This is a genomic window from Lysinibacillus sp. (genome assembly GCF_032093475.1).
In the GTDB taxonomy this organism is placed as follows: Bacteria; Bacillota; Bacilli; order Bacillales_A; family Planococcaceae; genus Lysinibacillus; species Lysinibacillus irui.
Map to the genome: position 1 here is coordinate 1 of NZ_DAMDAY010000113.1, position 14,430 is coordinate 14,430.

The 14,430-nt window shown below is 37.4% G+C and carries 15 protein-coding genes and 1 other annotated feature; of the genes, 2 read left to right on the plus strand and 13 right to left on the minus strand.

Features of this window, described 5'->3' with window-relative positions:
• The 5 genes from RT445_RS18915 to RT445_RS18935 all read right to left on the minus strand — a co-directional run.
• On the minus strand, window positions 1-1,027 hold a 1,027-nt coding region (locus RT445_RS18915; RefSeq protein ID WP_313471292.1), incomplete at its 3' end, for a heavy metal translocating P-type ATPase.
• A gap of 84 nt (window positions 1,028-1,111) precedes the next feature.
• Window positions 1,112-1,318 carry a copper chaperone CopZ gene (gene copZ / locus RT445_RS18920; protein ID WP_274795127.1) on the minus strand — a complete coding sequence of 69 codons (207 nt, stop codon included), beginning with the start codon at window positions 1,316-1,318 and terminating at the stop codon, window positions 1,112-1,114.
• A gap of 35 nt (window positions 1,319-1,353) precedes the next feature.
• Window positions 1,354-1,686, minus strand: coding sequence for a metal-sensitive transcriptional regulator (locus RT445_RS18925; protein WP_274795126.1), 333 nt, complete (start codon window positions 1,684-1,686; stop codon window positions 1,354-1,356).
• Window positions 1,687-1,755: 69 nt separating this feature from the next.
• A complete protein-coding gene (locus RT445_RS18930; protein WP_274795125.1) occupies window positions 1,756-2,703 on the minus strand; it encodes a cation diffusion facilitator family transporter in 948 nt (315 codons plus the stop codon).
• Between the two features lie 18 nt (window positions 2,704-2,721).
• On the minus strand, window positions 2,722-3,057 hold the full coding sequence (locus RT445_RS18935) for an ArsR/SmtB family transcription factor (RefSeq protein WP_274795124.1): 336 nt from the start codon (window positions 3,055-3,057) through the stop codon (window positions 2,722-2,724).
• A 139-nt stretch (window positions 3,058-3,196) separates the two neighbouring features.
• On the opposite strand from RT445_RS18935, the gene tadA reads away from it, so the two are divergent.
• On the plus strand, window positions 3,197-3,721 hold the full coding sequence (gene tadA / locus RT445_RS18940; protein WP_274795123.1) for a tRNA adenosine(34) deaminase TadA: 525 nt from the start codon (window positions 3,197-3,199) through the stop codon (window positions 3,719-3,721).
• On the opposite strand, the gene RT445_RS18945 is transcribed toward tadA, so the two are convergent.
• The 5 genes from RT445_RS18945 to pdxS all read right to left on the minus strand — a co-directional run bounded on the left by RT445_RS18945 (window position 3,693) and on the right by pdxS (window position 7,711).
• On the minus strand, window positions 3,693-3,971 hold the full coding sequence (locus RT445_RS18945; protein ID WP_274795122.1) for a sigma 54-interacting transcriptional regulator: 279 nt from the start codon (window positions 3,969-3,971) through the stop codon (window positions 3,693-3,695). The two genes, tadA and RT445_RS18945, sit on opposite strands and share 29 nt — an antisense overlap.
• A gap of 51 nt (window positions 3,972-4,022) precedes the next feature.
• The gene (locus tag RT445_RS18950; protein ID WP_274795121.1) at window positions 4,023-4,427 is read right to left on the minus strand and encodes a transcriptional regulator; all 405 of its coding nucleotides are present in this window, start codon (window positions 4,425-4,427) and stop codon (window positions 4,023-4,025) included.
• A 160-nt stretch (window positions 4,428-4,587) separates the two neighbouring features.
• Window positions 4,588-5,868 carry a serine--tRNA ligase gene (gene serS / locus RT445_RS18955; RefSeq protein WP_313471296.1) on the minus strand — a complete coding sequence of 427 codons (1,281 nt, stop codon included), beginning with the start codon at window positions 5,866-5,868 and terminating at the stop codon, window positions 4,588-4,590.
• A gap of 128 nt (window positions 5,869-5,996) precedes the next feature.
• Window positions 5,997-6,212: a binding site (T-box leader), on the minus strand.
• Window positions 6,213-6,261: 49 nt separating this feature from the next.
• On the minus strand, window positions 6,262-6,825 hold the full coding sequence (gene pdxT / locus RT445_RS18960; RefSeq protein ID WP_274795119.1) for a pyridoxal 5'-phosphate synthase glutaminase subunit PdxT: 564 nt from the start codon (window positions 6,823-6,825) through the stop codon (window positions 6,262-6,264).
• Between the two features lies 1 nt (window position 6,826).
• On the minus strand, window positions 6,827-7,711 hold the full coding sequence (gene pdxS, locus RT445_RS18965; protein ID WP_274795118.1) for a pyridoxal 5'-phosphate synthase lyase subunit PdxS: 885 nt from the start codon (window positions 7,709-7,711) through the stop codon (window positions 6,827-6,829).
• Window positions 7,712-7,813: 102 nt separating this feature from the next.
• Here pdxS and pdxR point away from each other — a divergent pair, with 102 nt between their 5' ends.
• Window positions 7,814-9,232 carry a MocR-like pyridoxine biosynthesis transcription factor PdxR gene (gene pdxR, locus RT445_RS18970; protein WP_274795117.1) on the plus strand — a complete coding sequence of 473 codons (1,419 nt, stop codon included), beginning with the start codon at window positions 7,814-7,816 and terminating at the stop codon, window positions 9,230-9,232.
• Window positions 9,233-9,250: 18 nt separating this feature from the next.
• Here the strand turns inward: pdxR and asnB are convergent, their stop codons facing one another.
• The 3 genes from asnB to guaB all read right to left on the minus strand — a co-directional run bounded on the left by asnB (window position 9,251) and on the right by guaB (window position 14,121).
• A complete protein-coding gene (gene asnB / locus RT445_RS18975; protein ID WP_313471299.1) occupies window positions 9,251-11,086 on the minus strand; it encodes an asparagine synthase (glutamine-hydrolyzing) in 1,836 nt (611 codons plus the stop codon).
• 98 nt (window positions 11,087-11,184) lie between these two features.
• A complete protein-coding gene (locus RT445_RS18980) occupies window positions 11,185-12,516 on the minus strand; it encodes a D-alanyl-D-alanine carboxypeptidase family protein (RefSeq protein WP_274795115.1) in 1,332 nt (443 codons plus the stop codon).
• A gap of 141 nt (window positions 12,517-12,657) precedes the next feature.
• Entirely contained in the window at window positions 12,658-14,121 is a 1,464-nt protein-coding gene (gene guaB, locus RT445_RS18985; RefSeq protein WP_274795114.1) for an IMP dehydrogenase, read from the minus strand.
• Window positions 14,122-14,430: the final 309 nt, after the last annotated feature.

A 14,430-nucleotide genomic window follows, 5' to 3' on the forward strand; every position in this document is an offset into this window, starting at 1 on the left:
CTGTTGATCCCTCTAATACCTCTCCATCGACAGGAATTTTCTCCCCTGGTTTTACTAGAATAACATCGCCAATGATAACTTCTGCTAAAGGAACCTCTTTTTCTACACCGTCACGTACAACCACAGCCGTTTTAGCTTGAAGTCCCATCAGTTTTTTTATGGCTTCAGAAGAACGCCCCTTTGCTTTGGCCTCAAATAATTTCCCTAATAAAATTAATGTAATTAAAACCGCACTCGTTTCAAAATAAAGATGGGGGCCATGGTGAGACCCTATCGTTACGATTGCTTGATAGACACTATAGAAATACGCAGCAGATGTCCCCATGACGACAAGTACATCCATATTTGCACTACCGTTACGTAAAGCTTTGTAGGCTCCTACATAAAATTGCTTACCTATAATAAATTGTACTGGCGTTGCTAACACCATTTGAACCCAAGGATTCATAAGAAATTCTGGCACATATAAAAACGATGTAAAGGAAAAATGTCCAACCATCGTCCAAAGCAGTGGTAATGAAAGAATAGCCGACAGAATAAATTTGCGTTGTTGCTGTTTAATGGCTTTTTCTCGATGGTCCACCATTTCTGCCTCGTCTTCTTTTTGATGAGCCCCATAGCCTAGCTTCTCTACCTTCACAATGATATCTGTGATGGATACTTCTGATGGATTAAACTCAATCATTGCCTTTTCAAGTGCTAAGTTTACATTGGCAGAAGAGATACCGCTTAGCTTATTTAACCCTTTTTCTATCCGAGTGGCACAGGCTGCACACGTCATCCCTGTAATTTCAAGTTCAGCTTTTTGTTTAACAACACCATAACCAAGTGCTTCTATTTTCTTTTCAAAATCTTCTTCACTCAACTTTGCTGGATCGTACTTAATAGACGATTTTTCAAGTGCTAAATTAACCGTTGCTTGTTCTACACCATCCATTTTATTTAAACCTTTTTCTATCCGAGTGGCACAGGCTGCACATGTCATACCTGTAATTTGCAAATTCGCCTCTTTTATATCAGAACTCATTTACCTTTCACCTCTCCTTATACCAACCAGGGGTATATAAATTTGAAAATAAGAGAGTGCTACAGGGGCACTCTACTGATACTACTATTTTACGTCGTAGCCTTGATCATCAATTGTTTCTTTAATTTGGTCAAGTGACACTTGTGCTTCATCAAAAGCAACATCCACTAAACCTTCTGCTAAATTAACTTTTACTTGTTCTACACCAGCTAAAGCACCAACACTTTTCTCAATTGAATTTACACAGTGACCACATGACATTCCTTGTACATTTAACGTTACATTTTGCATAATAAATCTCTCCTTTTAAATAATAGTTTAAACATCTATTTTTTCATTAACTTTTGAATCGTTACTACTAATTCATCTAATACTGCTTCATCGCCCTCTGATAGACGATCTACAACACAACCCTTTAAATGTCCTTCTAATAATATTTTCGCTACACTATTTAAAGCTGACTGTGTGGCAGACAGTTGCGTAATAATATCATCACAGTAAACGTCTTTTTCAATCATTCCCTTTATGCCCCGGATTTGACCTTCAATACGGTTTAATCGGGTCGTTAAATCCTTTTTTACACGCTCAGGATGATGACTTTTTCGACAAGACGTAGTTTCCTCTGTATGACAAGCATCTTCTTTTACTATGTCCTCCATTCACTACACCTCCTATTTCTTTTTAATCATACTATACCCAAGAAGGGTATGCAAGCTACAAATTTTTTTTTATTCATGATGATGTTCATGGTCATTTTTCAATTGGCATAAAATTGAATTTTCATGTTGATGTGATGCTGTTTCTAATTGAATCGTTACATGCTTAATGCCCTTATGCTCAAGATTATGTTCAATTTTTCGTAATATATGCTCACTATCAGCTATTTTCAATTGATCATTAACGACTGCATGACAGGACAATGCATTTGTTCCACTAGTAATTGTCCAGATGTGTAAATCGTGGATACTCTCTACTCCTTCAGTTTGTTCAATTAACTGAATAATTTCCTGAACATCTACATTTGAAGGTGTTCCCTCCATTAAGACATGAATGGCAGCTTTAGTGACATAGTAGCCACTTCTTACTACTAATAAAGCAACAATAACGCTTGCAAGTGGATCTGCCCAGCCCCAACCAAAAAACATAATCAATAGCGCCGCAACAATAGCCCCTACAGACCCTAGCATATCGCTAAGCACATGTAAAAAAGCGCCACGCATATTTAAATTATCCTTTGTATCACTACCACGCATCATAATCCATGCTACTAAAATGTTAATTAACAAACCAATTGTGCTAATAACAAGCATTCCTGTAGTAGCTACTTCAGGAGGATTAGCAAAGCGTTCAATCGCTTCGTAAAAAATAAATAATGCTATACCTATTAGTGTAATGCCATTCAGCACTGCAGCTAATATTTCAAATCGTTTATAACCATAGGTCTTACTATAACTAGCAGCTTTTTCTCCAAACGTAAAAGCTAACATGGCAATGCCCAAAGAAATAGAGTCACTTAACATATGCCCTGCGTCTGATAGCAGAGCCAAACTATTTGTTAAAAAGCCACCAATCGCTTCAACTATCATATACCCTGTAATAATAATAAATGACAGTAATAATACTTTTTTATTTGCGCCATGAGTATGATCATGAGCGTGATCGTGATGATGTCCCATTTTTATTCCTCCCATTATTTAGTTATGAGCTGCATGCTCAATTGCCTGTTTTAGTAAATTCATAATGTGATCGTCGTCCTTGGAATAATACAGTGTTGTTCCTTCTCTTCTAAACTTCACTAACCGTAAATTTTTTAGAAAACGTAATTGATGGGAAACGGTTGATTGCCCTAAATCTAAAATATCCGCAATATCATTTACAGAATGTTCATCTTTGCATAGTAAGTTTAAAATTCGAATGCGAGTTGGATCACTTAATGCCTTAAAGGTTTGAGATACTACAAATAGTGTTTCTTCATCTAAATGCTGATCAGCGTTTTTCTGTGCTTCTAAACTTGTTAATTTATCATCCATAAAAGTTTACCCTACCCTTCAATATTTATATATGAGCATGTGTTCATATATAAATATATATGGTTATATTAGGAATGTCAACGCTAAAAGTAGCAATTACCAATCCAGCACGCTACACTACTATTAAGGAGAGATATGAGTGGATATTTTTGAAACAGATCGCTTTTTTATGAAGCAAGCATTAGAGGAAGCACATCTGGCTGCTTCACTTGGAGAAGTTCCGATTGGCGCAGTACTTGTTTATGAGGGAACTGTTATTGCACGTGCCCATAATTTAAGAGAAACAACACAAAATGCGACTACCCATGCTGAGCTGTTGGTTATTCAAGAAGCCTGCAAAAAAATAGGTAGTTGGCGTCTCGAAGATACAACACTTTATGTTACATTAGAGCCTTGCCCTATGTGTGCAGGAGCTATTCTACAATCTCGAGTGCCCCGTGTTGTTTATGGTGCAAGAGACCAAAAGGCTGGCTGTGTCGATTCCCTTTATCGTTTATTAAATGATGAACGTTTTAATCATGAATGTGATGTAACAGAAGGTGTTTTAGCTGAAGAGTGCGGGAAAATTTTAACTGACTTTTTTAAAGCTTTACGAGAGCGTAAAAAAGCTGCGAAAAAGGCACGAATTGCTGAAATCACCGAGAATGATGGAGCCATAAACTAAAGAAGGTGCCTCCTAATGAGACACCTTCTTTTTTATATTTAAGGGAATGGCAAGCAAAGTACCACCGTTTGCCTCCTGTAAACTTACCACTTGTATCTTCATTTTCTGAGCCATAAAGCTGTGTAAAAATATTATCCTCTGCTAATGTCGAACAGTTTAATGTAATAAACGGCTTTGTAAAAAGCTCGCTTTCATTATAAATACCCTGAGCGACAATATCTTCCCCTGACCCTGTTTCCCCTGTCAGCAAAATCGGAGCGTTTTTTTCTTAGCACTACGACGAGCCTTTCTAGTTGGGCCTTCATCTGCATTGGTCGTTATAAAATCGTCTAGACGATAGGTTGTAAAAATTATCTCGGTATAGCTTATGTCCCAGGAAATTATCTAAGTATTTTATTTGCTTACTTTCATAAAAATGCTTTGAAAATTCAATTGCGCCAAAGGTTCTGCCTTGCTCTATAATAGGATTTGAGCTTAATGATAGATAACTAAAACCATTTAGAGTCGTTAATTGTTGTTCGTAATTTAAAATTGGTTGTCCTGTTTGCATCACTTTAAATATGGTACTTGTTTCAGATGATAAAATTTGATAATTATCAGTCACAGTACTGTGAAAAAATTCATCTGGTGTTAAGCCGATTGCCAATAATATATTTAAATATGCTAAATCATAAAAAATTGCACAGCCTTTATCATCTGTGAACATTATCAAATTCACTTAAGGCATGTGCGAAATGGTGTAAATCCATGAATATTCCCCAGTATAACGAATTTTCAAAAATTAGAGATTTCAATTTTGGACATCAAAAAAGCTATTTTAGATTTACCTGTTTAAAGGATCGTCTAAAATAGCTTTTACATGTTATTTAATTAGGCGCAATTACTTCTTTACCACCCATGTATGGTCTTAAAACTTCAGGAATTACTACGCTTCCATCTGCTTGTTGGTAGTTTTCTAAAATAGCTGCAACTGTACGTCCAATCGCAAGACCTGAACCGTTTAATGTGTGAACATATTCTGGTTTTGCATTTGGCTCACGACGGAAGCGGATATTTGCTCGTCGTGCTTGGAAATCCTCAAAGTTAGAGCAAGAAGAAATTTCACGGTACATGTTTTGTGCTGGGATCCAAACTTCCAAATCATATTTCTTCGCTGCAGTAAATCCTAAATCAGCAGTACACATTTTTAGTTTACGATACGGTAAGCCTAGTAATTGCAGTACTTTTTCAGCATGACCTGTTAACAGCTCTAATTGCTCATATGACTCCTCTGGTTTTACAAAGCGTACTAATTCTACTTTGTTGAATTGGTGCTGACGGATTAAACCACGTGTATCACGACCCGCAGAGCCTGCCTCTGAACGGAAGCATGCACTGTATGCAGCAAAACCTTGGGGTAAAGCTTCAGCAGGTAAAATTTCATCACGGTAGAAGTTTGTAACTGGTACCTCTGCTGTTGGAATCATGAAATAATCTGTTTCCTCTAATTTAAATACATCTTCCTCAAACTTAGGTAACTGTCCTGTACCCGTTAAGCTATCGCGATTAACAATGACAGGTGGTAGCATTTCCTCATAGCCATGCTCTTCTGCATGTAAATCCATCATAAATGTCATAAGTGCTCGTTCTAAGCGAGCCCCAAGCCCATGGTAGAATAAGAAACGGCTACCCGTTACTTTTGCACCTCGTTCAAAGTCAACAATCTTCAAATCAGTAGCAAGATCCCAGTGTGCCTTAATGTCAAAATCAAATGTTGGAATTTCGCCCCAAGTATATTCTTCTACATTATCATCCTCTGTTGTGCCTACTGGTACAGATTCATGTGGAATGTTTGGCAAGCGCATCATCATATCTTTAAATCGCTCTTCTACATCATTTAGTTGAACATCTAGCTCTTTAATTTCATCGCCAACTTGACGCATACGAGCAATAACTTCATCTGCATTTTCCTTGTTGCGTTTCATAATTGAAATTTGTTCAGATACTTTATTTCGTTCTGCTTTTAATTCTTCTGTTTTAGCAATTAACTCACGACGCTTTGCATCTAAACCCTCAAAATCATCTAAGTTTCCTAAATCTTCATTACGTGTTAATAGCATTTCTTTAATTTCCGCGAAATTATCGCGTACGCGTTTAATATCTAACATAGTCATACCTCCAGTAGTTTAATGATGGGAATTGTTGCATCCTTTAAGTCTTGATATAATTTCGTCCGGCGGTTTATTCAAAAGTTCAATTTTAAATAAAAATAAACACAAAAAAGCCCCCATCCCTAAAAAGGGACGAGAGCTACCCGCGTTGCCACCCTAATTGATTAGGCATATGCCTAATCCACTTATTTCATAACGGCATTTCAGCCGGCAGCAGCCTACTTACATTACTTCGACTGTGCAACTCCAGGACGGATTCACAAGTGCTTTTATCAGCTTCCACCAACCGCTGACTCTCTAAAAAAAACGTGCTTGTTACTACTTCCCATCATCGTGTTCAGTTATTTAAATTTTAACCATACTGTACTATATGAAAACAAATTTTGCAAGTCATACCATAGAGGATACAAAATATTCTAGAATTCGTGAATCTCCGGTTAATTCTGGATGAAATGCACAACCCAATAAATGATTATCTCGCGCTAAGATAATTTTTCCTTCATATTCAGCAAGAATTTCAACATTTTTACCAACTGCTTTAATATGAGGCGCTCGAATAAATACCGCTGGAATGTCTATTCCTATTTTAGGGATATCCAGTTGTATTTCAAAGCTATCTACCTGACGACCAAATGAGTTTCGTGCGACTATGACATCCATAACTGCCAAATGTGCTTCATCATCCACTAGATGGCTAGCTAATAAAATTAATCCTGCACATGTCCCAAACATAGGCAAACCTTGCTGAGCAAGTTCACGAATCGGCTCTAGTAAGTCAAAGCGATCAAGCAATTTTCTCATGGTTGTGCTTTCCCCACCAGGTAACACAAGACCATCGAGGTTTATTAAATCTTTCTTATGTTTTACTTGGATGACTTCACAGTTAAGGGCTTCTAGCATTTTAACATGCTCACGTATAGCTCCTTGTAGTGCTAACACACCTATTCGTTTCATCCTACCAACCTCGCTCCTGCATACGTTCGCTTTGCCCAAGCTGTGCAATATCAATACCTTTCATTGGTATGCCAAGTTCCTTTGATATTTCTGCAATAAGCTTATAATCTTTATAATGGGTAGTCGCCTCTACGATAGCACGAGCAAATTTTTCCGGGTTTTCAGATTTGAAAATACCAGAACCAACGAAAACGCCATCAGCACCAAGTTCCATCATTAATGCAGCATCGGCTGGTGTAGCCACACCTCCTGCGGCAAAATTTACTACTGGTAAACGACCAAGACGTTTGATGTCTCTTAATAATTCGAAAGGAGCTCCTAATAATTTCGCCTCTGTCATTAGTTCATCCTCTGTCATGCCTACGATTTTACGTACCTGACCATTTACTTTGCGAATATGTCGAACTGCCTCCACAATATTTCCTGTTCCTGGTTCGCCCTTTGTACGTAACATGGATGCTCCTTCTCCAATTCGACGTGCTGCTTCTCCTAAATCACGACAGCCACACACAAACGGTACTGTATAATCACTTTTTAATAAATGGTACTCTTCATCGGCTGGTGTGAGGACCTCACTTTCGTCAATATAGTCTACACCCATTGCTTCTAAAACACGTGCTTCCACAATATGGCCAATACGGGCTTTTGCCATAACAGGAATAGAAACGGCCTCCATTACCTCCTCAACAATGCGAGGATCTGCCATACGTGCAACACCACCTGCTTTGCGAATATCTGAAGGTACTCTCTCTAATGCCATAACAGCAACTGCTCCAGCAGCTTCTGCAATTTTGGCCTGTTCTGCATTAATGACATCCATAATGACGCCACCCTTCTGCATTTCTGCCATCCCACGTTTTACTAGCTCTGTTCCTATTTGTTTCATTTTCTAACCTCCACCTTTATGATGAAATTTAGTATAATGGAAATTGACCATATAAAAATAACCAGTTTTCAAAATAATTATAAGGTCAGGAGGTTTTAAAACATGGATATGCTTTTATTTCAACTCGTAAAAAATAGTGATAAACCGCTGTATGATCAGCTTTATAACGGCATAAAGGAGGCCATTATTTCTAAGAAAATAGCTGTAGGAGAAAAATTACCATCAAAAAGGAAATTAGCTGATTTTTTGAATATTTCTCAAACAACCATTGAAATTGCCTATGCCCAATTACTGGCTGAAGGTTATATTATGTCCAAATCACGCATTGGCTATTTTGTAGAAGAAATTGATGAGCTTCCCTATATTCAGCAGGACTCTGAAACCTCTTTCAGAGAGCATCCTAAGAAAAAATCATACAAAATTGATTTTAATCCTGGTTCTATCGATATTGATGCCTTCCCATTCCAAACGTGGAGAAAGTATGCGAAAGAGCTTTTTGACGATACCTCAAAGGAATTATTACTAACAGGTGAACCACAAGGAGAACTTTCTTTACGCACTGAGATTGCTAATTATTTATATCAATCGCGTGGGGTAGTGTGTAATCCTGAGCAAATTGTTGTTGGCTCTGGTACTGAACAGCTTCTTCCTATGATTTTAAGACTTTTTAGTGATGATACCTGCTTTGCCTTAGAAAACCCAGGATACCCTGCCGTGCATCGCATGTTTTCACAGTATAAACGACAAGTTCAACCCATCGCCGTTGATGAAGAGGGAATTATTATTCATGAGCTTGAGAGAACAAGTGCTAATGTTGTTTACATTACGCCGTCACATCAATTCCCTACTGGCGCGGTATTATCTGCGACACGACGTGCACAGGCTTTAAATTGGGCGGCCCAAAGTTCCTCTCGCTATATTATTGAAGATGATTATGATTCAGAATTTCGTTATGCTGGTAAACCAATTCCTGCACTACATGCCTTAGATCGAAATGATAAAGTTATTTACATGAGCACCTTTACAAAATCATTAATGCCTTCTTTGCGTGTAGCTTATTTTGTACTTCCTCCTAAACTACTCGCAACATATAGTGATGTATTTAACTATTATTCTTCTACGGTGCCTCGTTTCGACCAACATATCGTGGCAAATTTTATGCGTGACGGTCATTTTGCAAAGCATCTCAATCGAATGCGCAAGGTTTATCGTAAAAAGCATGATAAGCTAACTTCTATATTAGAAAAGTATTCATCAACGATTAAAATTACTGGTGAGCAAGCCGGAATGCATATTTTATTAGATGTTCAACACACATTATCCGAGAAACAATTGCAACTGCTTGCTGCTCAATCAGAGATTGGGATTTATCCCTTATCTGATTATAGACTAGACCATTGTGAATCTTCACTAGCTCAATTTTTACTTGGCTTTGGTGGGATACCTGTTCATACAATTGAACGATCCATTGAACAATTGATGGATTGTTGGGAAATACAAAAAAATGACCCATCTAGTTAGTAGATGAGTCATTTTTTATTACGTTTCAATTAATTGTATTTGATAATGTTCAAACCAAGTATGAATTTGCCCTAGGTACGCTAAAAGCTGTGGCCCTGCCATTAGTTGCCCATACCAAGGGATCTTGAATGAGCTTCCTCCAGAGTCTATTAATTCTAAAAGTTTTTTGTTGTCAAATAGTTCATGTAGTATCGAATTTTTATTTTGAAGGATTTCTTTTAACCACTTTTGAATACCTGCTGTATAAACTGGGTGATACGTTTTAGGATAAGGGTTCTTTTTACGATACAACACCTCATCAGGCAATAACTGAGCCATCGATTTTCGTAGTAAACCCTTTTCTATGCCATCCAAGTTCTTCATTTCCCACGGAATATTCCAAGCATATTCCACAAGACGATGATCTGCAAAAGGAACACGTACCTCTAAACTTGCCCCCATACTCATACGATCCTTGCGCTCTAGCAAAGTCTGCATAAACCAAGTCATATTCAAATAAAACATTTCGCGATGTCTAGCTTCTTCAGAACTTTCTCCATCCAACAACGGTACTTCAGCTATTGTTTGCGTATATAGTTGATGTGCAAAGGATTCAATCTTTAATTTTTTATTCCACTTCTCTTGTAGCAATGCATTTCTTTCAGATAAAGATCGAATCCACGGAAAGCCAGTTGTCTTTTCTTTAAACCAAGGGTATCCACCAAAAATCTCATCTGCGCACTCCCCTGATAACGCTACTGTAAAATCTCTTTTTATCTCTCGGCAAAACCATAATAAGGATGAGTCTACATCTGCCATACCAGGTGAATCTCGGACAATGGCCGATTCAACTAATAAATCAATTAATTGTTGCTGAGTAATTTCCTCTGCGTGATGTGCCGTCTGAAATGTGTCAGTCATTTTTTGAATCCAGTACGTATCTGTTGATGTTTGGAAAGTATGTGGATTAAAAAAGCGTTCATTATCCTCATAATCAATAGAATAGGTATGCAATTGTTTATTTTGTTGTTGAAACCTATTTGCTGCAATACCGGTTATAATACTAGAATCCAATCCACCTGAAAGAAATGTACAGATAGGGACATCCGAAACCAACTGTCGTTCAATTGCATCAGTTAACAAAAAGCGAATGCGCTCAATAGTCTCGCCTAATGATTCTTCATGCTTTTGGCTATGTAACTGCCAATACTGCCACTTTCTTAAGCCTTCTCTAGTAAAACGCATAGCATACCCTGGTCTTAATTCTTCAATATCTTTAAAAAGTGTCTTGCCTGGTGCTCTTGAGGGCCCCACAGCCATCATACTTGCCAATCCTTCAGTATTTACACTTGCTTGAACCAATGGGTGTGCCAACAATGCTTTCACTTCAGATGCGAAAAGAACACCATCCTTTAATTCTGTATAATACAATGGCTTCACACCTAATCGGTCTCTGCATAAAAACAGTGATTGTGTTTGCTCATCCCATACACCAAAGGCAAATATGCCATTTAGAAAATCTACACATTGCTCTTTCCATTCAATATACGCAGTTAATAATACTTCTGTATCTGAATGTGTTGTAAAACTGTGCCCTCTTTTTTGAAGTTCTTTACGAACCTCTTCGGTATTATAAAGTTCGCCATTATATGTAATGACATAGTTTACCCCATCATGTATTTTTTTCATTGGCTGTTTACCACCAATTAGATCGATAACAGCTAGTCGTCGATGGCCAAATGCAATATGCTCACTACACCAAATATTTTCATCATCAGGCCCTCTCTTATTTAATGTTTGGGTCATTCGTTTTAAGATCATATCACTTGTTCTTAAATCCTTTTGAAAGCTAGCCCATCCTGTAATGCCACACATTTAGCCACATCCTTTCGCCTATTAGCGTATGCTGTACGGTTCAAAAATGTGAAAAAGCACATGAATGCTAAGTACATTCATGTGCTTATTTTTAATTATTAAAACAGTCCACCAACAAAGTCAGTAATGCCTCCCCATAAATTGCCGAAGAAGTTACCTACACCTTGGAAGAACAATGAGATACCGCTAGCGCGCTCTACAGCCTTTGTTGTGACAACATCAGATGAAATATCCTTGCCATCGATAAAGCCGTAATCTGTGCCTTCTGTGCGTTCAATAACAACCTTACCTACAACAGTATCCTTTTTAACATCTGCCTCTAAACTTTTTTTATCTAAAACCAATGTCGGTTTATATAAATCTTTATCAGAAGACTTAATCATAAATGAAATGGGTTCTTTTACCGCAATCGCTACTTTGTCTTCTTTACCTTTTGTCACTTTTACTGTTTTTTGACCTTTGAACGTATAGTTCGCTGGTAAAATTTCTTGCTTTGAGAATTGAGAAAAGCCATAGTTAAATAATTTTGCTGTTGCATCAAAACGAGCTTCATAAGATCCTTGTCCTTTTGCATCAACAGCCTTCATAACAACAGCAATCAAACGAGTACCATTGCGCTCTGCAGTACCTGTGAAACAATGACCTGCAAAGTTTGTTGTACCTGTTTTTAATCCATCTACACCTTCGTATTCATACACTAATCCAGGCAACATAAAGTTCCAGTTAGACATTTGAATTTCATCTTCAGTACCTTCACGGAACTTCTTTTTTGCAATTTTAGATGTCTCTAAAACCTTTGGATGATCTTTTAATAAATGATAAGCCAATTTTGCTACAGATTTAGCAGGCATCACATTTTCATCCTCTGGGCCTGTACCTGATGGGTGCATACCAAATAAATCAGCATTATTAAGGCCCGTTGCATTGACAAATTTATAGCCTTCTAAACCAAGTTCCTCTGCTTTTTTATTCATTAACTTTAAAAACTCAGTCTCAGAACCTGCAATCGTTTCAGCAATAGCTACTGTTGCCGCATTTGCAGAATAAATTGCCATTGCCTCGTATAATTCACGAATGGTATAAGTGCCATCTCTACGTAAAGGTACATTACTTAATGCACGATTTTGAGACATACGATACGTATAATCTGTTACGTGATATTCCTGATCCCATTTAACTGTTCCTGCATCAATTGCGTCCAATAACAGGAATTCAGTCATCATCTTTGTCATACTTGCAATACCTAGTGAAGTATCTGCATTTTGTTCATATAAAATTTTCCCTGAGTCTGCGTCAATTAAAATCGCAGCATCCACTGTTAATCCTAAATCTGTTTCCGCATGTGCCTGTGCAGGAATACCTGCAAAAATACTAATTAGTAAAACAGGAATTAGGAGTAAGCGTAATACGGTGTTCGTTTTCTTTTTCACCTCTAAAGCCCTCCAAAAAATAATCTTGTCCTCGACATTTTATCATAGATAACAACATACGTGTTGACTCTCTACCATAAAAAAATGCTCTCGCGCCATCTTTGTAGACGATGCGAAAGCATAAAAGTTGCAAGTAATAAATTACATTGAATAGTTTGGTGCTTCTTTTGTAATTTGTACATCATGTGGATGGGATTCACGAAGACCAGCACCAGTCATTCTAACAAATTGAGCTTTTTCTCGTAAATGCTCAAGATGTGGTGCTCCACAATAACCCATACCAGCACGAATGCCACCAATAAGTTGATAAATTGTATCTGCTAGTGGTCCTTTATATGGTAGGCGACCTTCAATACCTTCAGGCACTAATTTTTTCGCGTCTTCTTGGAAGTAACGGTCTTTTGAGCCTTTTTCCATTGCTCCAATAGAACCCATACCACGATAAACTTTGAAGCGACGTCCTTGGAAAATTTCTGTTTCTCCTGGAGATTCAGAAGTACCTGCTAGAAGTGAACCAAGCATTACCACATTTCCACCAGCTGCTAAAGCTTTTACGATATCACCAGAGTACTTAATACCACCATCGGCAATAATCGTTTTACCAAGCTCACGAGCTACTGTAGCACAATCATAAACTGCTGTAATTTGTGGTACACCTACACCAGCTACTACACGTGTAGTACAAATTGAACCTGGGCCAATACCAACCTTCACAACGTCTGCACCAGCTTCAAATAATGCACGTGCACCTTCTGAAGTTGCTACGTTACCAGCGATAATTTCTAATTCTGGATAAGTCTCACGGATTGAGCGAATTGTCTGTAATACGCCTTCTGAATGACCGTGAGCAGTATCGATTACTACAATGTCTACTTGTGCTTCTACAAGTTTTTCAATACGTACCATTGTATCTTTTGATACACCAACTGCTGCACCTACAAGTAAACGGCCATGTATGTCCTTAGCAGCATTCGGGAATTCAATTACTTTCTCGATATCTTTAATTGTGATAAGTCCAGTTAATCTACCTTCTTCATCTACAATCGGAAGTTTTTCGATTTTATATTGTTGAAGAATTTTTTCAGCATCCTCTAAAGTCGTTCCAACAGGAGCCGTAATTAAATCTTCTTTTGTCATTACATCTTCAATTTTTAAAGAGTAGTCAGAGATAAAACGTAAATCACGGTTTGTAATAATCCCTACTAATTTTTGGTTTTCCATGCTATCAACAATAGGTACACCAGAGATTCTGTATTTCCCCATTAAATGTTCAGCATCGAAAACTTGATGAGTCGGAGTTAAGAAGAATGGGTTTGTTATAACACCATTTTCAGAACGTTTTACTTTTTCTACTTGTTCAGCTTGCTCATCGATCCCCATGTTTTTATGGATAATACCGATACCGCCTTGTCTTGCCATAGCAATTGCCATTTTAGACTCAGTAACTGTATCCATACCTGCACTAATCATTGGAATGTTTAATTTAATTTTCGGTGTTAATTGAACTGATAAATCAACATCTTTCGGTAATACTTCGGAATGAGCTGGTACTAATAATACATCATCAAAAGTTAAACCTTCTTTGGCAAATTTAGTTTCCCACATTTTCGTAACTTCCTCCTATAGTTAAAAGAATATTAATTGTAAGATTAACAACGTGGACTGCTACTGTCAAGAAACTTATAAAAGAAAGACAATTCAGATTTTTAATTATATCAAATTTTAAAGTTACACCCAAATAAAAAGCTATAATAAAAGAGATTTATTACCATTAATATTATATAAATGAAGGAAATGAGTGATATATTAAAGGTTTTTTGTAGGAAATTCTTTAATTTATTAATGAATTTCGTTAGTTTATAAAAAAACAGCCAGCACACAGCTGACTGTTTCATTGCCTAGCGACGTCCTACT

Coding starts and splice junctions, on each gene's coding strand:
- RT445_RS18925 (WP_274795126.1), bottom strand. CDS start 1,686: ATGGAGGACATAGTAAAAGAAGATGCTTGTCATACAGAGGAAACTACG.
- RT445_RS18930 (WP_274795125.1), bottom strand. CDS start 2,703: ATGGGACATCATCACGATCACGCTCATGATCATACTCATGGCGCAAAT.
- copZ (WP_274795127.1), bottom strand. CDS start 1,318: ATGCAAAATGTAACGTTAAATGTACAAGGAATGTCATGTGGTCACTGT.
- pdxR (WP_274795117.1), top strand. CDS start 7,814: ATGGATATGCTTTTATTTCAACTCGTAAAAAATAGTGATAAACCGCTG.
- RT445_RS18935 (WP_274795124.1), bottom strand. CDS start 3,057: ATGGATGATAAATTAACAAGTTTAGAAGCACAGAAAAACGCTGATCAG.
- RT445_RS18950 (WP_274795121.1), bottom strand. CDS start 4,427: ATGTTCACAGATGATAAAGGCTGTGCAATTTTTTATGATTTAGCATAT.
- guaB (WP_274795114.1), bottom strand. CDS start 14,121: ATGTGGGAAACTAAATTTGCCAAAGAAGGTTTAACTTTTGATGATGTA.
- pdxT (WP_274795119.1), bottom strand. CDS start 6,825: ATGAAACGAATAGGTGTGTTAGCACTACAAGGAGCTATACGTGAGCAT.
- serS (WP_313471296.1), bottom strand. CDS start 5,868: ATGTTAGATATTAAACGCGTACGCGATAATTTCGCGGAAATTAAAGAA.
- pdxS (WP_274795118.1), bottom strand. CDS start 7,711: ATGAAACAAATAGGAACAGAGCTAGTAAAACGTGGGATGGCAGAAATG.
- asnB (WP_313471299.1), bottom strand. CDS start 11,086: ATGTGTGGCATTACAGGATGGGCTAGCTTTCAAAAGGATTTAAGAACA.